Raw genomic sequence first — 23,830 nt, 5'->3', positions numbered from 1 at the left:
TTTATTTAGTATTTACAAATAAAAAAAGAGAACGAATGTTCGTTCTCTTTTTTAAAAAATTTTCTATTGAAATAAAATTATTCAACCGAATCGATCAAGATTTCTAAAATCTGAATAGCAGCCTCACTAATTTTTGTTCCGGGACCAAAAACAGCTACCGCTCCAGCATCAAATAAATAATCATAATCTGCGGAAGGAATTACTCCACCAACAATTACCATTATATCTTCGCGACCGAATTTTTTTAATTCTTCAATTACCTGCGGAACCAAAGTTTTATGACCAGCTGCTAAAGAAGAAACACCTAAAACGTGGACATCATTTTCTACTGCTTGTTTTGCAGCTTCTTGAGGTGTTTGAAATAACGGACCAATATCTACATCAAAACCGACATCGGCGTAACCTGTCGCGACTACTTTTGCACCGCGATCGTGGCCATCTTGCCCCATCTTGGCAATCATAATTCGTGGACGTCTACCGTCTAATTCCGCGAATTCATTTGCTAATACTTTTGCTTTATTGAATGAAGCATCGTCTTTAATTTCTTTACTATACACGCCACTAAACGATTTAATTTGTGCTTTATGTCTTCCGTAAACTTTTTCTAAAGCCATACTAATTTCTCCAATGCTAGCTCGTTCTCTTGCTGCATCTACTGCTAAAGCTAATAAATTTCCTTCTTCTTTTTCCGCGGCTTCCGTTAATTTCGCTAAAGCTGCTTCTGTTTTTGAAGTGTTTCTTTCGGCTTTTATTTTTTCTAAACGTTCAATTTGTTGTTTTCGAACGGTTTTATTGTCAACTTCTAGTGTTACAATTGGGTCTTCTTTTTCTCTACGGTAACGATTTGTTCCTACAATAATATCTTGTCCGCTATCGATTCTTGCTTGTTTTTTAGCCGCAGCTTCTTCAATGCGCATTTTCGGGATTCCTTTTTCAATCGCTTTGGTCATTCCGCCTAATTCTTCAACTTCTTCAATAAGTTTCCAGGCTTTTTGCGCAATATCATCAGTCAGTTTTTCAACATAATAACTTCCTGCCCAAGGATCTACTGTTTTGGTGATTTGGGTTTCATCTTGTAAATAAAGCTGCGTATTTCTCGCAATTCTCGCAGAAAAATCGGTAGGTAAGGCAATTGCTTCATCTAAAGCGTTCGTATGTAAACTTTGCGTTCCACCAAATGCTGCTGCTGCAGCTTCAATACAAGTTCTCGCTACATTATTAAATGGATCTTGCTCGGTTAAGCTCCAACCGCTTGTTTGGCAATGTGTCCGTAACGAAAGCGATTTTGGATTTTTTGGGTTGAATTGTTTGACCAATTTAGCCCAAAGCATTCTTCCGGCGCGCATCTTAGCAATTTCCATAAAATGATTCATCCCAATTGCCCAGAAAAAAGAAAGACGCGGAGCGAAACTGTCAATATCCATTCCGGCTCCTAAACCTTTTCTAATGTATTCTAAACCGTCGGCTAAAGTGTAAGCTAATTCAATATCACACGTTGCGCCGGCTTCTTGCATATGATATCCTGAAATACTTATGCTGTTGAAACGAGGCATATTTTTAGAAGTATATTCAAAAATATCTGAAATGATTTTCATGGAAGGCGTAGGCGGATAAATGTAGGTATTTCGCACCATAAATTCCTTCAAAATATCATTTTGAATAGTTCCTGAAAGTTGTTCAGGTTTTACACCTTGTTCTTCAGCAGCGACAATATAAAATGCCATAATTGGCAAAACAGCGCCATTCATGGTCATTGATACCGACATTTTATCTAACGGAATCTGATCGAAGAGAACTTTCATATCTTCAACAGAATCTATCGCTACGCCTGCCATACCAACATCGCCAGCAACGCGTTCGTGATCGCTATCGTAACCGCGATGGGTAGCTAAATCGAACGCAACCGAAAGTCCTTTTTGTCCCGCCGCTAAATTTCTTCTGTAAAATGCATTACTTTTTTCCGCAGTAGAAAAACCGGCGTATTGACGTATGGTCCACGGACGTTTTACATACATTGTAGAATAAGGTCCGCGTAAATAAGGCGGAATTCCCGCTGCATAATTTAGATGCTGTAAATTTTCGAGATCGTCTGCTGAATATACTTTTTTAATTTTTATATTTTCAGCAGTTTTATAAGTCGCATTTTCCTGTTTTCTTGCAGGTGCTTTTTTGAGTTCTATATGTTGAAGGTCTTTTCTGCTCATCGTCTTTACTGATTCTCGGTTGCTAGTCGTTGTTGTTCACTTTTTTCAGCGAGGCGTTTTTGAATAATGGGTGCGATTAAAGTTTTACGTTTTTCATGTTTTAAAAACGGGTAAACTTCAATGTCTTGCTTCATTTTATCTTCTTCATTCAGATATTTGTTGGTGCCGACTAACGTGATTTCACCATTATCAAATTGGGTTTGTTCTTTATCGGCACTTTCTTTTATTTTTCGCTGAATTGTTCCTTCTTTTAATTCCTTTAAAAATCCACCACTTTTTTCGATGGTTTTAAAAACTTCTAAAGCTTTTTCTGCTAATTGTTCTGTAAGGGTTTCAATGTAATAACTTCCGTCGCTGATATTTGCTACTTTATCAAAATAGCTTTCGTTTTTTAAAACTAAAAGCTGATTTCTGGCAATTCTTCTTCCAAATTCGTTGTCGTGATGATAAATTTCATCGTAAGCAAAATTGCAAACCGAATCTGCGCCGCCTAAAATTCCGCTCATACATTCTGTTGTGGTCCGTAACATATTTACGTTATAATCGTAGAGTGTTTTGTTCCGTTTGGTCGGAAAAGCGATAATACTAATTTCTTCCGGCATTTCATAAGCTGAAGCAATCGTGGCATACAAATTACGTAAAGCTTTCAGTTTAGCAATTTCAAAGAAATAATTAGAACCTAATGCTATTTTAAAAGTCGGTTTAAATTTTTTAGCTTCTGTTGGGAAATTTGCTGAAATATGATTTAAATATTCATTAACGTGCGCCATTGCATAAGCCAATTGTTGCGTACAATTTGCCCCGGCGTTTTGATAAATTTCCGTATTAATGGAAATGCTACTTTCTAGTGAATTTTGTAATTCAATAAAAGCTGCAAGGTTTTCGTGATCGGCATCTATGTTTTGAAACCAATTTCCGCTTTCGGCAAGATTTCCGATTATATCGATTCCGACAGAAATTTTATGCTTTTTATCTTGAAGAAAAGCGGTTAATTCTTCGGCTTTATTTTTATTTAAAAACTGAAATTCTAAAAATATGGGAAGTTCAGCTAAATCTAATTTTTCTAGAATTTTAATAATATTTACTTCTGCTGAAGTAATTTGGAGCCACAAACTTTCAGAACCTTTTTCTAAACTCTCTTGGAGTTTTATATGAATATTTTCTTCGTCTTGAATTACAAAACGCTCGGTAATTTTCCAATCGGTTGGCGTTGCTGAAATAGTTTTTTCGGCTACATCTTCTTGATGATAAAATGGTTTTATATCAATTCCTTCATTGGTATGAAAAATAAGACTTTCATAATCGGCTCCTTTTAAATCTACCTGAATTTTTTGTTTCCATTCTTTGGCAGAAACCTCCGGAAAATCATTAAATAATTTTTTACTCATATTAATCTTTTTTGAGGCTGTCTTGGTATTCAATAATAAAGACTTCTTCGTTTTCGCGTTTCATAAAATATTCTTCACGGGCAAATTTTTCGAGTTCAAACGAATCGTCTAAACCTTTAATGATGGCTTTATCTTTACTGATTTCGGTTTGGTAATATTTTTTATTGTCGTTAAGATTGTTGATTTCTTGATCTAATTCGCGATGCACGAGCCAAGAATTGCTGTCGAGAAAAAACATCCAGATACCAAAAAATAAGAGAATAAGCACATATTTATTGCTTATAATCTTAAACCATTTTTTATCGCGAAGTTCTTTTAGACTCATCGCTACGAAGATACAAATTTAGTCTAAACGTTGCCTGATAATTGTTTGAACAATATCAACAGCTACGGTATTGTAACGATTATTCGGGATAATAATATCGGCAAATTCTTTCGTTGGTTCTATGAATTGCTGATGCATAGGTTTTAACGTAGTTTGGTAACGATTTAATACTTCGTCTAAATCGCGACCGCGTTCTTCAATATCACGTTTTAACCTTCTAATTAATCGCTCATCGCTATCTGCGTGGACGTAAATTTTTATATCGAATAATTTCCGCAATTCAGGATTGGTGAGAATTAAAATTCCTTCTACCAACATCACTTTTTTTGGTGGTGTTTCAATGGTTTCGCCGGTTCTGTTATGTTCTTTAAAAGAGTAAACCGGCTGCGGAATTGATTTGCCTTTTTTTAATTGCTTTAAATGTTCAACTAATAATTCAAAATCAATGGATTGCGGATGATCAAAATTTATTTTTGTGCGCTGTTCATAGGAAAGATCGCTGGTGTCGCGGTAATACGAATCTTGTGAAATTACAGCCACTTCTTCGTGTTGCAATTCTTCAATAATAGTATTTACAACGGTAGTTTTTCCGCTACCGGTTCCGCCGGCGATTCCAATAATGAGCATAATCTTGATTTTCCTGCAAAATTAATCATTATTTCGTGTTATGAAATACTTCCGCGAAAAATGAAAATTAATGATGATGACCTCCTTCATCTTTTTGAGATTCCGCTAATAAATAATACGCATTGTTGTAGGAGAATTTTGTATTAGGAGCTATTTCTTCTAATAAATTAAAAGCGATCCATTTTCCATCTTGTCCGGTCGGTTTTATTTCAATTGGTGTAAATATCCAAGTTGAATTTTTTTGTTCTGCTTTAAAAATAAAATGCTGATCGCCTTCTTGTACAATTGCACTTTCTGGCATCGCTAATTGCGAATTTTCTTCGGTTTGAATTTTTCCCTGAATATACATTCCCGGAATTAGATGTTCTTTTTTATCTTTTATTTCGGCGTGTACGTGAACCGCTTTTGGTTTTTCTTCAAACGTTTTACTAATGGAATAAATTTCGGCAGCTAATTCTGTATTGGCTAACGATTGCACGGTGAATCTAATTTTTTGTCCCTTTTCAATTTTATGAACATCTTTTTCATACACCATTAAATCGGCGTGAATGTGATGTGTATTTATAATTTCAAATAAATTGGTTTGCGGTTGTACAAATTGTCCTGTTTTCACTTCAACTTTTTGCACAAAACCTTCAATTGGACTTCGTAAAGCGACTTTTTCCTGAATATTTCCAAGTTGAATTGAATTCGCGTTTAAATTCAATAAACGTAATTTGGCTTCTAATCCGCTAACTTTTCCTTTTGTAGCACGATAATTGGCTTCAGCTTTTTGAAAATTCATACCCGATCCAACGCCACCTTCGTGTAATTTTTGCTGACGGTTAAATTCTTTTTCCAGAAATTGTAACTGATTAAAACTTTCGATATAATCACTCTGAAGTTCAATAATATTGGGATGCGATAGATACGCAACAATTTCTCCTTTTTTAACTTCATCGCCTTCAATTACTTCTATGGAAACTACATTTGCACCAATAACCGTAGTAACTGTAGCTTCGTTTTGTGGTGGAACTTCCAGTCGACCATTCGCTTCTACATAACCGCTCATATTTCGGTGAGTGAGCGTATCTACTTTTAGTTGAAGCGCGTTAAATAGTTTTTCTGAAAGTTTAATTCCTTCTTCGGTTTGTGTAATTTCTTCTTTTTGCGGTGTTTCTTTTTCTTTCTTTTCTTGTTCACACGAAGTGATTAAAATTAATAAGCTGAATAAAAAATATATAGGTTTCATAAGTTTTGTATTAAAGTTGATAGTATGCTAATTCAAAAAGTGCGTTTAAATAATTTTGATGCGCGTTTATAGCATTTAATTCGGTTTCTAAGGTTTCTTTCAGCAGTTCAGTAAAATCTCTAAAATCTATTGAACCTTCCCGATAAGCCAATAAAGCGCCTTTTTTTTGTTCTTCGGCTAAAGGCAAAGCCTCTTCTATATAAAACTGATAGGATTTTTGCCACTTTTCAAATTTTTGATAAGCAGAAGCATATTCAGCTTTTAACGCTTTTTTTCGGAAAGCCAATTCATTTTCTGAACGTTCAATTGCGATGGCAGAACTTTTCTTTATCTGTTTTTCATTTCCAGAAAATAAAGGAATTGAAATACCAGCTTGATAAGAATAATAACCGTTATTTCCACTTATTTGCTGGAAACCGTATTGCAAATTAAATTTTGGTAATAAATCTGCTTTTGCCACTTTATATTTGGCTTCAGCGGTTTCCAAATCACTTTTTAATAAGGAAATTTCAGGATGATTTTCAAGTGATATTTCTTTTGAATAAGGCTTTTCAATCATAGGATTTCTCTAGGAAACATCGTAAAACTCTTCAGTACTTAACCATAAATTTAGTTCTTGCAATTTCGCTTGATAATCGCTAAAAGCTTGCTCTTTCTGAAGTTTAATTTGAAGGGCTTTATTTTTCGCTGAAGTATAGGTGAGTTTTGAGATCGATTCTACCTCATAATTTAATTCTACAGCATTGAGAAATTTTTGATATAACGAATCTAATTCTTGATAAATAGCATAGGTTTTTTTAGCAGCGTAGGCTTTTACCCAAGCTTTTTTTACGGCTACTGCAACTTGTTCTCGCGATAGTTTTTGAGCATTTTCAGCGGAAGCTATTTTTAAATTCAAATATTTTTTCTTTGCTGAAACGCCCAATAAATCTATATTTTGCTGCGAAAAACCAATCACAGTATAAACGCCATTTTCTTGCTGAATTTCTTCTCCGCTGGTAAAAATTTTGGTAGACCCTAAATCCCAAACCTTACTTTTATACGTTTTCGATTGTTCAATATCGAGTTCAGTATTTTTTAACGGAATATAATTTTCCTGCGCCATTTTCACCGCTTCATTTAAATCGATTTCTGAACTTTTAGCTTTTTCTAAATCTTGACTGTTTGCAGCTGTTGGCAAAAAGAAAAAACCAATTATAAAAACAGGAATAATTTTTTTAAATGAAAATTTAGAAGTTGAATTTCTGTTTTCAATCCATTTATAAAGTATAGGAATTATAAATAAGGTTAGTAAAGTTGAGGTAATTAATCCGCCAATTACCACCGTTGCCAAAGGCCGTTGAACTTCCGCGCCCGAGGAAGTTGAAATTGCCATAGGTAAAAATCCTAACACATCAGTAAAAGCAGTTAGCATAATTGGGCGAACTCTTCTTCGGGTTCCTTTTAAAATTCGTGTCGAAAGATTATTTTCTCCTTCACTTTTTAATTCGTTTAACCCGTTAATTAACACTAATCCGTTTAAAACCGCTACGCCAAAAAGTACAATAAAACCAACACCGGCAGAAATGCTAAACGGCATATCACGTAGCCATAAAGCGAAAATTCCACCAATCGTTGCCATCGGTATCGCTAAATAAATCATCAAGGTTTGCGAAACCGATTTTAATGCAAAATAGATAAGAATGAAAATTAAAATTAAGGCAATGGGTACAACCGTTTGTAAACGATCACTCGCTCGTTCTAAATTTTCGAAAGCACCACCATAACGAATGTAATAGCCGGAAGGTAAATTAAATTCTTTGTCCAGTTTTTGCTGAATATCTTCCACCACCGATTTTACATCACGATCACGAATATTTATACCTACGTAAGTTCTTCGGTTGGTATTATCTCTACTAATTTGCATCGGTCCGGCTTGGTAGCTTATTTCTGCAACTTCACGTAAAGGAATTTGATTTCCATCGGGAAGATTTATAAATAAATTTTCTACATTTTGAATGGTACTTCGTTTGTTTTCAGCTAAGCGAACCACTAAATCATAGCGTTTTTCACCTTCAAAAATAACGCCTGCTTTTCCTCCTGCGAAAGCAGTTTGAATTAACGTGTTTAATTCATTTATTTCTAAACCGTATTGCGCTAATTTTTGTCGATTATAATTTATGGTAATTTGTGGTAAACCGGTAGTTGCTTCAACTTTCATATCGGCAACGCCATCTACGCTAGAAATTATTTCGCCCATTTCTTTGGCTTTATCTGCCAAGACTTGTAAATCTTCACCAAATAATTTTATAGCTACATCTTCACGAACACCAGTCAATAGTTCATTAAAACGCATTTCAATGGGTTGCGTAAATTCATAAGAAATACCGGGCAAAATACTTATCGATTTTTTTATTTTTTCAATAAGTTCAGCTTTACTATCGGCTGAAACCCATTCGCTTTTTGGTTTTAAAATAATAAAGGTATCGGCAATATCCATCGGCATCGGGTCGGTAGGAACATCGGCGACACCAATTCTGCTAATTACTTCTTTTGCTTCTGGAAATTCAGCTTTTATGATTTGTTCCACTTTTGTAGTGGTTTCTGTGGCTTCGGTTAGTGAACTTCCTGGTTTTAAAATTACGTGAAAAGCAATATCGCCTTCGTCTAACTGCGGAATAAATTCGCCACCCATTTTAGTAAAGGAGAAAATGGCTAAAATTAATAGTGCAATTGCTGAAAGAAAAACCCATTTTCCTTTTTGTAAACTCTTCAGCAATAATTTTTCATATTTATTTTCAACCCAAAATACAAATTTATCTCCCCAGCTTTTTTTCTCTTTTTTTGATACTTTCAGAAAAACTGAAGAAATCATTGGGACATAGGTTAAACACAAAATCATCGCGCCAAGCATTGCAAAAATGAAGGTAAGCGCCATGGGTTGAAACATTTTTCCTTCGACGCCTTCTAAAGCTAGAATAGGAAGAAATACAATCATGATGATTAACTGCCCGAAAAAGGCAGAGTTCATCATTTTTTTTGAAGAATTTTTTGTGAGTTTATCTTTCGTTGAAGAGGAAAGTTTTTCTCCTTTGTTGGCATAACGTAAGAATAGAAAAACGGTACTTTCTACAATAATTACAGCGCCATCTACAATAATTCCGAAGTCAATCGCGCCCAAACTCATTAAATTTGCCCAAACATCGAACACATTCATAAGAATAAATGCAAATAAAAGTGCGAGTGGAATAGTGGAAGCGACAATTAAACCGCCACGCCAATTCCCGAGTAAAAGCACGAGGATGAAAATAACAATGAGTCCGCCTTCTAATAAATTTTGTGTTACGGTTGAGGTTGTTTTGGAAATTAAATTGCTTCGATCTAAAAAAGGTTTAATGTGAATTCCTTCGGGAAGCGATTTTTCGATCTGAACGATGCGATCTTTTACGCGTTGAATCACTTCATTAGAATTTGCGCCTTTCAGCATTAAAATCATTCCGCCGACGGCTTCGCCTTTGCCGTTTTTTGTTAAAGCGCCATATCTAACCGCGTTTCCTATTTTTACTTCAGCAACATCATTTATTTTTATGGGAACGCCGTTTACATTTTTTATAACCATTTGCTCAATATCTTGAACATTTCTGGCTAGACCTTCGCCTCGGATAAAATTAGCACGATGATTTTTTTCAATATAAGCACCGCCGGTATTTTGGTTATTATTCTGAAGAGTTTTAAAAATTTCAGAAATACTGATGTTAATTGCTCTTAATTCATCAGGTTTTACGGCAACTTCGTATTGTTTAATTTTTCCACCAAAAGCGTTCACTTCAACTACACCGGGAACTAAAGCCATTTGTCGACGAATAATCCAATCTTGAATGCTACGCAGTTCGGTTAAGGAATATTCATTTTTATGTTCGTTCTCGATTTCTAGCGTATATTGATAAATTTCACCTAAACCGGTAGAGATTGGTCCCATTGCAGGTTTCCCGAAGCCTTCAGGAATTTTTTCCCTGACTTCGGTTAATTTTTCCGCAACTAATTGGCGCGGCAAATAGTTACCGGCTTCATCGTTAAAAACAATTGTCACCACCGATAAACCGAAACGGGAAACCGAGCGAATTTCTTTAACTTCCGGCAAATTACTCATCGCGACTTCTACGGGATAAGTGACAAATTGCTCGATATCTTCGGTGCCAAGATTGGGCGCTTGGGTAATTACTTGAACTTGATTGTTGGTAATGTCTGGCGTGGCATCGATAGGAACTTGTTTCATACTCCAAATTCCTAAGCCAATCCACGAAATTATAAACAACCCGATAATAAATTTATTACGGATTGAAAAATCGATGATTTTATTAATCATGAAAGTAGATTTAATTCAGTTAATTAAAATTTTTCCGCGATAGCGAAAAGACGTAGGTATTCTATTAAACTGAATTAAACGCGCGGAGGTTGCAGTAGCTCTTGGCTAAAATCTATTCCTGAATTGTTAAAATGAAGTGTTTCTTCTTTAGAGATTTCCGGTGCTAAAACTTCAAATGAAATGGGTGCGAAATTTAGCATATGAACGTGGCAGCAATGACATTGACAAAAAGGTGTGCACAAATCTGCTGCTGAAGAATGGTGATTATTATTTTCTGAAACTACTGAAACCGTATCTGTTTCTTGCGAATCACTATCACTACAAGGAATGACGGCAAGACCTAAAAAATAGAATGAGAATAAAATGGTCAGTAATTTCATAGTACAAATATATAAAATGAAAAATTAGGAACCATTTTAAATTGAATGAATTACGTAAACTTTTAAAAAAATATTGAGAGTTAAATGATTTTAAAAATAATAAGCTGCTATTAATTTTAACTAGAAGGAAATTTTTCCTAATAAATTTCTGAAAATTGTTGCTTTAATATTTTAAGATTAATTTCCTTTTGGGGTTGAAGAACTTTTTTTCCGTAGGCAGTAAAATAATTATGGTATTCTAAAAAATCGATATTCAATTTTACCCATTCTTTATTACTAAAACACATTTTTAAATGCTCGCTCCATTCTTTACGTAATAATCTATTTTTGGAGATGAAATTTTCTTTGCCCAAATGTGCCAAATCTGCATCGCAAAGTATTTCTTCCAACAAATTAGTAGGTGATTGTGGCATTCTGGTAGCCAAAATACATTTTACCACTTTTTCAATTTTGGCCGAATCAAAATTAATATTGTTCAAATATTCTGAAGCTTTTTTAGCACTTACATCCTCATGACCTTTAAAACAATCCATATTGCCAGTATCATGAAATAAGGCAGCTAGAAGTACAATTTCTAAATCATCCTCAGATAAATTTTCATGAGCACCAATTCTTTTAGCACTATTAAATACTTCTTTCGTATGCTGAGAGTTATGAAAAGCTAACTCATTACATCGACTTTCTGCAAGTAGTTGTTGACAGTGATTTTTGGTTCTTTCTAATAAAGCGTTCATACAGTTACATCTTTGAAAAGTAACTTTATATCATAAATTTGATTTTATTGATTAACTAAATTAATAAAAAAATATTGTCTAAGCTGTTAATTGAATTCTAATTAATTACCTCAATAATACTGCCACAACCTAACATGGAAGCACCGTAATAGGGATTTTTAATTTCTTCTTCTAAGCTTAACCATTTGGCTCCCTGATTGTTATTGGCCATTGGACATTTTTGAATGAATAGTTTTTTGGTTTGCTCAATTTGTTTAGAAACTGTAATCATTTCTTCAGAAAGTGAAATAAAAGCTTTTCGCTGTTTTTTTATGTCATTAGATTGACTCACAGCAGAGAATCCGTCATTTAAAGATTTGATTTTTTCTGAAATTTTTTCTTTTTCCGCATTGATGACTTTTAATTGTTCTATTGCTCTTTGGGCTGAGGTTTTTGCTTTTTCGGCATTATCATTTACCAAATCATTTTTTAGTTGAAGGTAACTTTCGATCACTTTTGAAAACTGTTGTTGCGTTTCTTGGGAAAGTTGAAGCTGATTATTTTCAGAAGTCATCATCGATTTTTTTCCTTGAAGTTGCGCTGCGGCATCTACAGTAAAAGTTCCGTTTGTCACAATTTCATCTCCTTTTTGCAGACCGCTTAAAATGGAATACTTATTTGCATTTTCAGAACCCAGTTTTACTTCCCGCATTTCAAAAGTAGGTGGGTTTTCATTGGTTTTTAAATAAACCAATGAACGCTCCCCCGTCCACATGACAGCCGATTTTGGTATGGAAATGTTCACTTTATTTTCAGCTTCACTTTTCACAGTGGCGGTGACAAACATTCCCGGTTTTAAAAGGTTGTTTTTATTTGCTAATTCTGCTCGTACGGTTACTGTTCGGGTTGAAGAATTGAATAAGGGATCTATAAAACTAATTTGCGCTTCAAAGTTTTTATCAGGATAGGCTTCTGTTTTTATCTGAATTTTTTGTCCTTCTTTTAAATTCTTAATCTCATTTTCATAAGCATCAAATTCTGCCCAAACTGTAGAAAGATTGGCTACTTTAAAAATAGGTTTGCCATCCATAATGTGTGAACCTTCGTTTACTTCAATAGAAGTGACAACCCCAGAAACGTGAGCATAAATCGTAATGTTGGTTTTAGGCTTTCCGCTTTCTTCAATTTCATGTAATTGTTGCTCGCTAATTCGCCAGTTATCAAATTTATTGCGAACTGCTTGGTACAACCGTGGCTGGCTTCCCCTTTTTTGATAAGCACTAATCAACTCTTGTTGTGCAGCGACCAACTCTGGAGAATAAACGCTTGCAACAGCTTGTCCCATGCGTACTTTTTCACCTAAAGATTTTACATAGAGCTTTTCAATTCTACCATTAAAATGCGCCGGTTGCGTAGCGATTTCATTTTCATTAGCGGCAACTTCTCCAGAAAGTTGTAGCATTCCCGCATCACTTTTAGCTTCTCCAACGACAGTAGTTTCAATATTGGCTAAAGCCATTGCATTTGCTGTCATCGTGAATTGATTTTCGCTCAATTCATTTCCGGCAGCATCCTTTGGAATTAATTCCATTCCGCAAATAGGGCAATCGCCCGGCTCGTTGCGGACAATTTGTGGATGCATGGAACATGTCCACAATTGGTCTTTTTCCGTTTGCGCATGTTGATGGGTTTCTTCCGAATTAGAAGAAGAGTTATTAAAAAACAGATAACCTAGAAAAATTCCGGCTATTAATAAAACAATGTACATCAGGTATTTTTTCATTCTATTTGTTCTAAAATGATTAATCAATATTAGCCGCTCGTAAGCGAAGCGCATTGGTAATAACCGAAACCGAACTAAAACTCATTGCCAAAGCTGCAATCATCGGAGAGAGTAAAATCCCGAAAAAAGGGAATAAAATTCCAGCAGCAACCGGTACGCCAATGCTGTTATAAATAAGTGCGAAAAACAAATTTTGTTTAATATTTTTCATCACTTTATCACTTAGATTTAGAGCTTTTACAATGCCGTGTAAATCGCCTTTTACTAAGGTTACTTCAGCACTTTCGATAGCAACATCGGTTCCCGTACCCATGGCAATCCCGATATTACTTTGGGCTAGGGCAGGAGCGTCGTTAATTCCGTCGCCGGCCATCGCAACTTGCTTTCCTTCGCTTTGCAAACGTTCTACTTCCTGTTGTTTTCCATCGGGAAGCATATTGGCTTTAAAATTATCTAATCCTATTTCTTTAGCCACTGCTTTAGCGGTTTGCTCATTATCACCGGTAAGCATCATTACTTCAATTCCTTTTTGATGAAGTTGGGCAATCGCTTTTTTTGCACTTTTCTTAATTGGGTCACCAATCACCACATAACCTAAAGCTTCTTTTTGATTCGCGAGGTAAGAAACAGTTTTCCCTTTTTGTTGTTGCTGAAGGATTTCCTGCTGAAGACTTTCATTAATACTAATCGAGTTTTCTTCCATCAGACGTTTATTTCCTAAGAAATAGGTTTCGTTCTCCACTTTTCCTTGAACTCCTTTTCCGGTAATGGCTTCAAAGTTTTCAGTTTGTTGAAGCTGAATATCTTTTTCGTTGGCAAAGTTAAGTGTCGCTTTTGCTAGCGGATGCTCACTATATTGATTTAACGAAGCAATTAATTGAAGTGCTTTTTCTTCTGAAATATTTTTAACGAATCCAACTTTTTCGACTTTGGGTTTTCCTTCTGTGAGCGTTCCGGTTTTATCCACGATAAGCGTATCGATTTTATTGAGTTTTTCGAGCGCTTCGGCATTTTTGATGAGTACGCCATTTTGCGCGCCTTTTCCAACACCAACCATTACCGACATTGGTGTGGCCAAACCTAACGCACAAGGACAAGCGATAATCAATACGGCAACAGCATTTACAAAGGCATAGACATAAGCCGGACTTGGACCTATCAATGCCCAAATAGTAAAGGTAATAATGGAAACGCCTACTACAATCGGTACAAAATAAGCAGAAATTTTATCGGCTAATTTTTGAATAGGTGCTTGGCTTCGGCTGGCTTTGTTCACCATTTCGATAATTTGGGAAAGCAAGGTTTCATTGCCAACTTTTTCCGCTTTCATCAAAAAGCTTTGTTGTCCGTTAATAGTTCCTGAGCTTACTTGGTCGTCTTTGTTTTTCTCTACAGGAATTGGTTCACCGGTAATCATCGATTCGTCAATAGAACTGGAACCTTCCGTAATCACACCGTCTACCGGAATTTTCTCTCCGGGTTTTACACGTAAAACATCACCAACTTCAATTTGGTCGACTGAAATTTTTTCTTCTTTCCCATTAACTACTTTAGTAGCTTCATTCGGGCTTAATTTAATCAATTCTTTTACGGCAGAATTGGTTTTACTATGTGCCCGTGCTTCCATCACTTGACCTAATAGTACCAAGGTGAGAATGACTGTAGCCGCTTCAAAATAAACGTGAACAGTTCCACTTTCCGTTTTGAATTGGGGTGGGAAAAGATTGGGAAACAGTAATGCCACGACACTAAAAATCCACGCCACTCCGGAGCCAATTCCAATAAGTGTAAACATATTGAGGTTCCAAGTTTTGATGGACTTATAGGCGCGTTCAAAAAACATCCAAGCAGCATAAAACACGACCGGAATCGATAAACCTAATTGAATCCAGTTCCAATACTTTAACTTCAAAATATCGTAAAGTGGATTGTTATGGAGCATTTCTGACATCGAAATGATAAATACCGGAAGGGTAAATGCCAGGGCGAGCCAGAATTTTTTACTCAGTTTACGGTAGCTTTTTTCTTCCGCAGATAAATCAGGTTCTTTAGGTACCAAATCCATTCCGCATTTGGGACATGAACCGGGATAATCTTGAACCACTTCAGGATGCATGGGGCAAGTATATTGAGTTCCTGTAGGTTTTGCAGAAACTTCTTCCACCAAATCCATTCCGCAAACCGGGCAATCACCGGGTTCTTCGTAAGTTTTTTCACCTTCGCAATGCATCGGACAGTAATAAACTCCGGTGCCATTTTTAGGTGAGTTTTTTTCTTTTTTTTGTGGTTGAATTTTTTCTTCAGGTAAGTGAATAGAATAATTTCCACCGTCGTTTTCTAAAGCTTCTTGAAATGTTTTAAGTGGAATGTGTTTTTCCATTTCAATTTCAGCTTTCGAATTGGCTAAATCGACTTCAATATTTTTTACTCCGCTAACTTTAGCTAAGGTTTGTTGTACGTGGTTTTGGCAACCCGAGCAAGACATTCCATGAATATGATACGTATGTTTCATGGTGTTAGAATGTTCTTGAGGAAGATGAATTGAGTAATTTCCACCATCGTTTTCTAAAGCTTCTTGAAATTTTTCAAGCGGAATGTGTTTTTCCATTTCAATTTCAGCTTGTTCTTTTTCAAGATTAACGTCAACATTTTTTACGTCGTTAACTTTGGCTAAGGTTTGTTGCACGTGGTTTTGGCAACCCGAGCAAGACATTCCGTGTATATGATAAGTGTGTTTCATTTTTTATACTTTATATACCAAAGTTAAAGCGTTTTCTTGCGTTCGATTTACAGAATTACCGATAGGATTTACACAATTTTATCGAGTGAAATTCGGTTCCAATCTTTACTGTTTTTGTATTCGCTCATCGTTATTCCCGTTAAATTTTTAAACTGATTGGATAAATGGTTGATGGAGTTATAATCGAGTCGATAAGCAATTTCTGAAAACGAAAATTTATTCATCTGAATCAATTCTTTTACCTTTTCTATTTTGAGTTTGATAAAGAATTTTTCTATGGTTTGCCCTTCGGTTTTTTTGAAGGTTTTACTCAATAAACTGTAATCTTTATGAAGCTGATTAGCTAGATAGCTTGAAATATTTTCTTCGGAATTGTTATTTTCAATTAGATGAATCAATTCAATCTTAATTTCTTCTGCAAGTTGAATTTCGGGATGCTTCATTAATTCGAATCCGTCTTTTTGTAAAGCTTCCCTAAACTTGGTTTCATCAAAATCATGAGGAATAATCAGTACAACTTTCCCTAATTGAATTTCTTCAGCTTCCGCATGAAAACGTTCTGCAATTTGCTGTACCACCATTTTGCAACGGTCGCAAACCATATTTTTGATGTAGAATTCTTTTTTCATTTTATAAAAAATACTTGACTATCATTCCGCCGGTCAACCAAACATAACAAACCAAGGCAGCATATTTTAAAATGCTTTCCAAGAGTTTGCTTTTGGGCGCCATTTCTTTCATATACATTAAATCTTTCTTTTTGAAAAATCCTAAATAAACTAGATATCCAGAAATAGCGATAAAAGCTAGGTTGAGGAAAAATGTATAATCAATTTTGAAAAATTCTTGGTCTTGAATATTTACTTGGGATGAATCCGGTAAAATACTCAACAAATCAAAGCTATAATGCAAGACAAGTGAAGTGCCGATTAAAGCGGTAAATAATAAAAACAAGATGAAAATTGACATTTTCCAGCCGTAATATTTGGCGTTGATCCGCAATACGGGAAATACGACCAAATCACTAAAAATAAAAGCCATTACTCCGGCAAAACTAACGCCTTTTCCAAAAAGCAAAGCTGCTAAAGGAATATTCCCCATCGAACCAATAAAGGTGAGAAAAGCGGTAACCGGACCAACGATGATATGTTCTAAAATGGTGAAAAAACCAAAGTCAGAGTTTCCGTTTCCGGTATTGATAAATAGCGTTTGAAAAAATGAATCGGGCACAAAAGCGGCTACAATCCCGGCGATGGTAAAACCAACAGTGACGTCTTTCCAGACCATTTTCCATTCCATTCCGTATTGTTTGGCCACTTTGGCCCAACTTTCTTCCGATTTAATTTTCTTTTTCCAAGATTTAGAAGAATCGTCTTCATCTTCTTCTTGATCTGAAAGATTTTTTCTCGCTTTTTCAATAAGTTTTTTAGGATTGATTATCCGAATGAGTAGCCAAGAAATAAGAATAAGTAGAATTCCGCCTACATATTCGCCCACTACAAATTGCCAACCTAAAAATATAGAAATGATAATTCCTAATTCAATCACCAAATTGGTCGATGCCAATAAAAAAGCGATGGAAGCTACAAAACTAGCCCCTTTTTTAAACAAAGATTTAGTCGTAGCCAAAGCTGCAAAACTGCACGAGCTACTAATAAAACCGAAAAAGGTTCCCAGTAAGACACCTTTTTTTTGGTCTTTGCCCATGGCATTTTGCATTTTCTTTTCAGTTACAAAAACTTGTATCATACTGCTTACAATGTAACCTAAGGCAAACGCCCATAGGGCCATCCAAAAGAAACCCAAGGTGGTATTGGCAGCTTCTCCCCATTGTTTTAGAAATGTCTGCATAAATTATTTTAGTACTTTTTCCACATTTCCGCATTTTAGCATTTTCTCACCGAAATATGGGTTTAAAATTTTATCGGAATCGGAAATCCAAAAAGCACCTTCGCCATTAAAAGCCATTGGGCAATATTGCTTATACAGCTTTCCGCCTTTAATATGTTGCGTTATCATTTCTTCCATTTCTTCACTTAATTTGAAAAAGGCTTCACGTTGTTTTTCAAGTTTATTTTCATTCTCTACAATTTGTTTTGCTAATTTTCCGGTTTCAGAATTTTCATTTTTTAAGATGATAATTTCTGCTATTTTTTTAGCCGAATAACTGTTGCTTCTTACAAGAGCATCTTTTAAATCCAGGTATAAACGAATGGTTTCATATTGATTTTCGCTTTCAAAAGCGAGTGGCTTGCTTTCGGTGTTTTCTTTTTCTTTTGTTCTTTTCTCTTCAGTTTTTTCGATTGAAGAATTTTCATTTTTTTTCTCCTCATTTTTACAAGAAGTTAAACTTAAAACTCCTAAAAGGCATCCTGTGATTAATAAATTTCGTTTCATAAGTGTAAAATTTAGTTACTGATATAGTTTATAATTGCGGTTTGTAAATAATAATTTTTGATAGCTTCTATTTGATGAAGTTGAAATTTGAGTTGTAATTCTTGAATATCCAATACATCCTGAAAATCGAGGATATCGGTTTCATATTGTTTCAATAAAATTTCTTCGGCATCTTTAGCTTTTTCTATATTTTTAAATTGCGTTTGGTAACTTATTCTAGCTGAAATTCGCTGCTGAATAGCTTCTTTTAAAGTAGTTTCTAAGTTATTTTTCATCTCTCTCTTTTGTGCTTCTATTTCTTGCTGCTGAATTTCGTGTTGTCGCGTTACCGATTTATATTTATTGTTAAAAATAGGAATTGAAACGGAAACCATCGGCATGAAAATATCTTTTCCGTTGTCGGTAAAATTCATCTCAGGACGTTTTTCTACGGCAATGTAATCGATACCAAAACCAATTGCAGGAGCATTTTCGGTTTGATTTAATTCTTCAGCTTCTTTAACCGATGCGTAGAGTTTATCATATTTTTCTAATTCTGGATGCACCTTTAAATCTTCAATCGCTAAAATGGGTTCTTCATCGGGAATTGTAAGTGAGTCTTCTACTAGAATATTGTTTTCAACTTCATTATTCAATAAATTATTAAATCGAGTTTCCAACGCAAGTTCATCGCCCATTAATAAATCTTTTTTCTCCATCAATTCATTTTGTCGAATTTGTAATCGCAACACATCTACTGAAGAAGCTTTGTTCACTTCTATCGCATTTAGTGCTAATTCTTCATAGGTATTTAACAAATCAATATTTTGTTGCAAGATTTTTTGTTTCGCTTTTAGCGCATAAAGTTTGTAATAGGTTTGCGTAACTGAAAGTGCTAATTTTCGTTTAGCGATAGCAATATCAACATAAGCGGCATCGGCTAGGGAAGTGCTGTAATTTTCGCGTGCAGTTATGGTTCCAAACCAAGGCATCATTTGTTTAATCGATAATTTTGCTTTTTGCGCTCCGGTTCGTGTTTCGGGTTCACTAACAAAATAGCCGGCGCCAACTTCTGTATTAGGTAACGTATTGGCTTCGTTCACTTTTTCTGAGGCAACTTTATATTTTAATTCTAGCGCTTCAATTTGGGGATTAGCATTTTGCGCTTGTTCAACATAATTCTCTAAAATTTGAGCGTTTGTATTGAATCCGAAAACTAAGATTATTATCAAACTTAATGTCAAATTTCCATTTAGGAAGTTTTGAATTTTAAATTTTAAATTTTGAATTTTCATATTACTTTTTATAATTTTCTAACTTCTAACTTCTAACTTCTAACTTCTAACTTCTAACTTCTAACTTCTAACTTTCATTTCTTTTTTCCAGCTAAATAATACCGGAACCACAAAAAGTGTAACTAAGGCAACTAACATTCCACCAAAACTAGGAATCGCCATCGGAATCATAATATCACTTCCTCTTCCCGTAGAAGTTAAAATAGGCAATAATGCCAATAAAGTAGTTGCTGTTGTCATTAAACAAGGTCGTATTCTTTTTTCGCCGGCTTCAACAACCGATTTTCTAATTTCTTTTTTGGTTTGCGGACTGTTTTTCTGGAATGTTTGCGTTAAATAGGTCGCCATTACTACGCCATCATCGGTTGCAATTCCAAAGAGTGCGATAAAACCAACCCAAACTGCCACGCTTAAATTAATGGTTTTTATGTTGAATAAATCTCGAAAATTTTCACCGAATAAATTAAAATTTAGAAACCAATCTTGCCCATATAACCAAATCATAATAAATCCGCCAGCAAAAGCTACTGCAATTCCACTGAAAACTATAAACGACGTAGAAACCGATTTAAACTGAAAATATAAAATCATAAAAATAATGAACAACGAAAGCGGAACAACAACTGATAAGGTTTTTTCAGCTCGAAGTTGATTTTCATAATTTCCGGTAAACTGAAAATTAATTCCGCTAGGAACTTTTAAACTTCCATCCTCTATTTTTTGTTGAATAAGTTGCTGCGCATTTTCAACTACGTTTACTTCAGCAAAGCCATCTTGTTTATCAAAAAGCACGTAACCTACTAAAAAAGTATCTTCACTTTTAATAACCTGCGGACCTTTTTCGTATTTAATTTCGGCAACTTCACTCAACGGAATCGGTTTTCCGTCTGCCACCGGAATATAAATTTGCTTTAAATCTTCTGGACTGTCTCGTAATTCTCTTGGATAGCGTACTCGAATTCCGTAACGTTCACGACCTTCTACAGTTTGCGAAAGTTGCATTCCGCCAACTGCGACTTCTAAAATTTGCTGAACATCATCAATTGTAATGCCGTAGCGTGCTAATTTCTCACGCTTTATATCGATTAATAAATAGGGTTTTCCTACAATTCTATCGGCAAAAACCGCTTCATCTTTAACACCTTCAGCTTGTTTTAAAATTTCTTCTAATTGCATCCCGAAACTTTCGATTTGTTTTAAATCTTGACCCTGAACTTTTATTCCCATCGGTGCGCGCATTCCGGTTTGCAACATAATTAATCGCGTTTCGATAGGTTGTAATTTTGGCGCTGAGGTAATTCCCGGTAATTTGGTGACTTGAGAAATTTCATTCCAAATATCATCTGGCGATTCAATTTCCGGACGCCAATTTCGATAATATTCACCATCTTCATCAGAAATGAGCTGTTCAGTTTTTATGCTCGTCCAAAGTGAAATTTCTTTATTATTTTCAGTTGAATCGACTTCATGGTTTTTATTGTAAGTTAAAGTTCCATTTTTCAACACAAAATATCCTTCATCATTAATTTTATAGCGCTGTTTTTCGCCATTTTCATTTCGTGCAAATTCCGATTTATATTGAATTATATTTTCGTACATCGAAAGCGGAGCAGGGTCGAGAGCCGACTCGGTTCTTCCTGCTTTTCCTACAACGGTTTCAATTTCCGGAATGTTGGCCACCGCCATATCAAGTTGCTGGAGAATACGTTTGTTTTCTTCAACGCCAGCGTGTGGAAGCGAAGTGGGCATGAGTAAGAAAGATCCTTCATTTAAGGAAGGCATAAATTCTTTTCCGGTGTTTCGCATAATTAAAATTCCGCAGATAATTAAAGCAGTTGGAATAGAAAGAAACAAGAGTTTATGATCGAGCGTCCACAGTAAAATTCGGGTGTATTTTTTTCTGAAGAGTGTAAAAGTTCCTAATATTCCGAAGACCAGAATAGCGACAAAAACAAGGTTCCAAAATATATTTTGTGAAATACTAAGAGGTCGCCAATATTCAGCTAAAAAATAAATAATGACTAATACGGAAAGTAAGATCTGAAGTTTATTACTATTTTTTTTCGATAGGTAATTTTGCTGTTGAAGGATATTAATTATCGCAAAACCCACCACGAAATATCCGACATAAAAACCGTAAATAATTGCTGAAATTCCAATGATGATTAATAAAATATTGAGTAGAAATATTCCTTTTTTTTGTTTTTTACGTTTTTTAAATAGTAAAGCCGCAAAAGGTGGAATAAAAAATAAAGCGACAACTAAAGAAGCCAAAAGCGCCATTGTTTTGGTAAATGCCAGCGGATGAAAAAGTTTTCCTTCGGCTCCTGTCATAGTAAAAACAGGAATAAAACTAATAATGGTAGTTAAAACAGCGGTTACAATTGCGCCTGAAACTTCTGAAGTCGCCTGATAAACAATTTTATTCCGATCTATGTTGGTATTCGCTTCTTCAAGATGCCTAATTATATTTTCCGTGAGAATAATTCCCATATCGACCATTGTTCCAATAGCGATAGCAATTCCTGAAAGGGCTACGATATTCGCGGTAACATCAAAAAACTTCATCGCAATAAAAACCATTAAAACCGCTACCGGCAATAATCCTGAAATAAGCAAGGAGGCGCGTAAATTGTAAACCATAATTACAATGACGAGAATGGTAATTAAAATTTCTAGGGTTAAAGCTTCATTTAAAGTTCCAAGCGTTTCCTGAATAAGTTCGGTTCTATCATAAAACGGAACAATAGTGAGTTGTGAAGTACGACCGTCTTTTAAAGTTTTTGAAGGTAAACCGCCGCTAATTTTATCAATTTTAGCTTTTACATTATTAATAACTTCCATCGGGTTTGCGCCGTAGCGAGCCGTCACAACGCCACCTACAACTTCAGCGCCTTCTTTATCGAGAATTCCACGGCGTGTTTCTGGGCCTAAATGAACTTTAGCAATATCTTTAATTCGAAGTGAAGTATAATTTTCTGCAGCAATTACAGTCTTTTCAATATCTTCAATCGATTTTACGTAGCCTAAACCACGCACCAAATATTCAGCTTTATTAATTTCTAAAGTTTGTGCGCCAATATCACGATTACTTTGTTTTACGGCTTTTACGATTTGCTGTAAACCAATATTATATTGCCGCATTTTTTCAGGCTGAACATCAATTTGGTATTCTTGAACAAAACCGCCAATCGAAGCAACCTCAGAAACGCCGCTTGCGCCGGATAAACCGTATTTTACGTAGTAATCTTGAATGCTACGAAGTTCTTGTAAATCCCAACCACCGGTTACATTTCCGTTTTTATCTCTTCCTTCGAGCGTATACCAAAATATTTGTCCAAGTCCAGTGGCATCTGGACCTAAACTCGGATTTACGCTCTGCGGAAGTAAATTTGCGGGTAACGAATTGAGTTTTTCTAAAATTCGACTACGACTCCAATAAAACTCTACATCTTCCTCAAAAATGATATAAATGCTGGAAAAACCAAACATCGAAGAACTTCGAATGGTTTTTACGCCAGGAATTCCCAAGAGCGCTGTAGTTAACGGATAAGTAATTTGGTCTTCAATATCTTGTGGAGACCTTCCTTGCCATTTCGTAAAAACGATTTGTTGATTTTCACCAATATTTGGAATCGCATCTACCGCTACCGGATTGTTAGGTAAAAACCCTAAATCCCAATTGAAAGGAGAATTGGTAAAACCCCAACCAACTAGCAATAGGAGTAGCAAAAATGCTACTAGTTTGTTATAAATTAGAAATTTAATGCTCTTATTCAGCATAGCTTTTCACTAAATTAGACGTTATTTTTTGAAAAATGCAGGTCGATTTTTGCGCAAGGGATAGAAGCGACATCCTTTTATATTCTCATTTTAAACGAAGTTGAAAAATGAGAATATAAAAGATATAGCGAATAGCCCGACCCGAAAGGGTTGCGCTCTAAAAAGATTATGCTAAATCAAAAAAGTTTCGTCTAACAGCTGAATATCGCTGACGAGTAGAGGAGGGGAATAATCTTTAAACGGAATAATTTGTTGATCTATTCTTGCAAATAAATTAATATACGTGTAGAAAAAGCTAGCTAAAAATAATTGCTGTGGAACGTGGAGTTCTAGTGTTGCTTTTATTTCATCTTGATCTTTTACGATTTTTTTATCGCTGCAGCAATTTTTCTTTGCAATATTACAGGTAGAAGGAATTTTTTGCTGATCTATTTTTTCCATTCCACAGGTTTTTGCTTTCGCAGAAAAAGAATAGTTGACCAACGTATTTCCACAATAATGCATACTTACCGCAAATGCAGAAGTAGAGAACAGCACCAAAAATGCCATTGTAAGCGCAATTATTTTGTGAAATGATTTCATTAAAAGCAAATTTAAGAAATAAAATCGACATACAATTATTGGAATTATTACAATATTT

General features: G+C 35.1%; 15 protein-coding genes and 1 pseudogene. All 16 read right to left on the bottom strand.

The window, feature by feature from the left end; genetic code table 11:
- Window positions 1-77: 77 nt before the first annotated feature.
- Window positions 78-2,204, bottom strand: a complete 2,127-nt coding sequence (gene scpA, locus ACFFGL_RS01130) for a methylmalonyl-CoA mutase (protein WP_309727185.1) — start codon at window positions 2,202-2,204, stop codon at window positions 78-80.
- Between the two features lie 5 nt (window positions 2,205-2,209).
- Window positions 2,210-3,592 (bottom strand): methylmalonyl-CoA mutase subunit beta, encoded by a 1,383-nt coding sequence (locus ACFFGL_RS01125; RefSeq protein ID WP_309727184.1) that lies wholly within the window; start codon window positions 3,590-3,592, stop codon window positions 2,210-2,212.
- Window position 3,593: 1 nt separating this feature from the next.
- The gene (locus tag ACFFGL_RS01120; RefSeq protein ID WP_309727183.1) at window positions 3,594-3,917 is read right to left on the bottom strand and encodes an FtsB family cell division protein; all 324 of its coding nucleotides are present in this window, start codon (window positions 3,915-3,917) and stop codon (window positions 3,594-3,596) included.
- Window positions 3,918-3,935: 18 nt separating this feature from the next.
- Entirely contained in the window at window positions 3,936-4,544 is a 609-nt protein-coding gene (gene udk / locus ACFFGL_RS01115) for a uridine kinase (RefSeq protein WP_309727182.1), read from the bottom strand.
- Window positions 4,545-4,611: 67 nt separating this feature from the next.
- Window positions 4,612-5,775 carry an efflux RND transporter periplasmic adaptor subunit gene (locus ACFFGL_RS01110; RefSeq protein ID WP_309727181.1) on the bottom strand — a complete coding sequence of 388 codons (1,164 nt, stop codon included), beginning with the start codon at window positions 5,773-5,775 and terminating at the stop codon, window positions 4,612-4,614.
- Window positions 5,776-5,785: 10 nt separating this feature from the next.
- Window positions 5,786-10,120, bottom strand: a pseudogene (locus ACFFGL_RS01105) (CusA/CzcA family heavy metal efflux RND transporter).
- A gap of 74 nt (window positions 10,121-10,194) precedes the next feature.
- On the bottom strand, window positions 10,195-10,500 hold the full coding sequence (locus ACFFGL_RS01100) for a DUF6660 family protein (RefSeq protein WP_309727180.1): 306 nt from the start codon (window positions 10,498-10,500) through the stop codon (window positions 10,195-10,197).
- A gap of 137 nt (window positions 10,501-10,637) precedes the next feature.
- Complete coding sequence (locus ACFFGL_RS01095; RefSeq protein ID WP_309727179.1) at window positions 10,638-11,234, bottom strand: HD domain-containing protein; 597 nt, start codon at window positions 11,232-11,234, stop codon at window positions 10,638-10,640.
- 97 nt (window positions 11,235-11,331) lie between these two features.
- Window positions 11,332-12,996, bottom strand: a complete 1,665-nt coding sequence (locus tag ACFFGL_RS01090; protein ID WP_309727178.1) for an efflux RND transporter periplasmic adaptor subunit — start codon at window positions 12,994-12,996, stop codon at window positions 11,332-11,334.
- Window positions 12,997-13,015: 19 nt separating this feature from the next.
- A complete protein-coding gene (locus ACFFGL_RS01085; RefSeq protein WP_309727177.1) occupies window positions 13,016-15,736 on the bottom strand; it encodes a heavy metal translocating P-type ATPase in 2,721 nt (906 codons plus the stop codon).
- Between the two features lie 68 nt (window positions 15,737-15,804).
- Complete coding sequence (locus tag ACFFGL_RS01080) at window positions 15,805-16,365, bottom strand: helix-turn-helix domain-containing protein (RefSeq protein ID WP_309727176.1); 561 nt, start codon at window positions 16,363-16,365, stop codon at window positions 15,805-15,807.
- 1 nt (window position 16,366) lies between these two features.
- A complete protein-coding gene (locus ACFFGL_RS01075; protein ID WP_309727175.1) occupies window positions 16,367-17,587 on the bottom strand; it encodes a permease in 1,221 nt (406 codons plus the stop codon).
- A 3-nt stretch (window positions 17,588-17,590) separates the two neighbouring features.
- Window positions 17,591-18,133, bottom strand: coding sequence for a DUF3347 domain-containing protein (locus ACFFGL_RS01070; RefSeq protein WP_309727174.1), 543 nt, complete (start codon window positions 18,131-18,133; stop codon window positions 17,591-17,593).
- An 11-nt stretch (window positions 18,134-18,144) separates the two neighbouring features.
- The gene (locus tag ACFFGL_RS01065; protein WP_309727173.1) at window positions 18,145-19,407 is read right to left on the bottom strand and encodes a TolC family protein; all 1,263 of its coding nucleotides are present in this window, start codon (window positions 19,405-19,407) and stop codon (window positions 18,145-18,147) included.
- Between the two features lie 60 nt (window positions 19,408-19,467).
- Window positions 19,468-23,190: an efflux RND transporter permease subunit gene (locus ACFFGL_RS01060; protein ID WP_309727172.1), complete on the bottom strand. Its 3,723-nt coding sequence runs from the start codon at window positions 23,188-23,190 to the stop codon at window positions 19,468-19,470.
- Between the two features lie 171 nt (window positions 23,191-23,361).
- Entirely contained in the window at window positions 23,362-23,772 is a 411-nt protein-coding gene (locus tag ACFFGL_RS01055; RefSeq protein WP_309727171.1) for an HYC_CC_PP family protein, read from the bottom strand.
- Window positions 23,773-23,830: the final 58 nt, after the last annotated feature.

The sequence above is a fragment of the Mesonia maritima genome (assembly GCF_042433895.1).
GTDB classification, from domain to species: domain Bacteria; phylum Bacteroidota; class Bacteroidia; order Flavobacteriales; family Flavobacteriaceae; genus Mesonia; species Mesonia maritima.
The sequence above is the reverse complement of the archived record's forward strand: the minus strand, read 5'-3'. Positions and strand labels throughout refer to the sequence as shown.

What these genes read in the sequence shown, in the direction of transcription:
- ACFFGL_RS01090 (WP_309727178.1), bottom strand. Translation starts at nt 12,996, where the DNA reads ATGAAAAAATACCTGATGTACATTGTTTTATTAATAGCCGGAATTTTT.
- ACFFGL_RS01075 (WP_309727175.1), bottom strand. Translation starts at nt 17,587, where the DNA reads ATGCAGACATTTCTAAAACAATGGGGAGAAGCTGCCAATACCACCTTG.
- ACFFGL_RS01095 (WP_309727179.1), bottom strand. Translation starts at nt 11,234, where the DNA reads ATGAACGCTTTATTAGAAAGAACCAAAAATCACTGTCAACAACTACTT.
- ACFFGL_RS01100 (WP_309727180.1), bottom strand. Translation starts at nt 10,500, where the DNA reads ATGAAATTACTGACCATTTTATTCTCATTCTATTTTTTAGGTCTTGCC.
- ACFFGL_RS01120 (WP_309727183.1), bottom strand. Translation starts at nt 3,917, where the DNA reads ATGAGTCTAAAAGAACTTCGCGATAAAAAATGGTTTAAGATTATAAGC.
- ACFFGL_RS01055 (WP_309727171.1), bottom strand. Translation starts at nt 23,772, where the DNA reads ATGAAATCATTTCACAAAATAATTGCGCTTACAATGGCATTTTTGGTG.
- ACFFGL_RS01125 (WP_309727184.1), bottom strand. Translation starts at nt 3,592, where the DNA reads ATGAGTAAAAAATTATTTAATGATTTTCCGGAGGTTTCTGCCAAAGAA.
- ACFFGL_RS01085 (WP_309727177.1), bottom strand. Translation starts at nt 15,736, where the DNA reads ATGAAACACACTTATCATATACACGGAATGTCTTGCTCGGGTTGCCAA.
- ACFFGL_RS01065 (WP_309727173.1), bottom strand. Translation starts at nt 19,407, where the DNA reads ATGAAAATTCAAAATTTAAAATTTAAAATTCAAAACTTCCTAAATGGA.
- ACFFGL_RS01110 (WP_309727181.1), bottom strand. Translation starts at nt 5,775, where the DNA reads ATGAAACCTATATATTTTTTATTCAGCTTATTAATTTTAATCACTTCG.
- ACFFGL_RS01060 (WP_309727172.1), bottom strand. Translation starts at nt 23,190, where the DNA reads ATGCTGAATAAGAGCATTAAATTTCTAATTTATAACAAACTAGTAGCA.
- udk (WP_309727182.1), bottom strand. Translation starts at nt 4,544, where the DNA reads ATGCTCATTATTGGAATCGCCGGCGGAACCGGTAGCGGAAAAACTACC.
- ACFFGL_RS01080 (WP_309727176.1), bottom strand. Translation starts at nt 16,365, where the DNA reads ATGAAAAAAGAATTCTACATCAAAAATATGGTTTGCGACCGTTGCAAA.
- ACFFGL_RS01070 (WP_309727174.1), bottom strand. Translation starts at nt 18,133, where the DNA reads ATGAAACGAAATTTATTAATCACAGGATGCCTTTTAGGAGTTTTAAGT.
- scpA (WP_309727185.1), bottom strand. Translation starts at nt 2,204, where the DNA reads ATGAGCAGAAAAGACCTTCAACATATAGAACTCAAAAAAGCACCTGCA.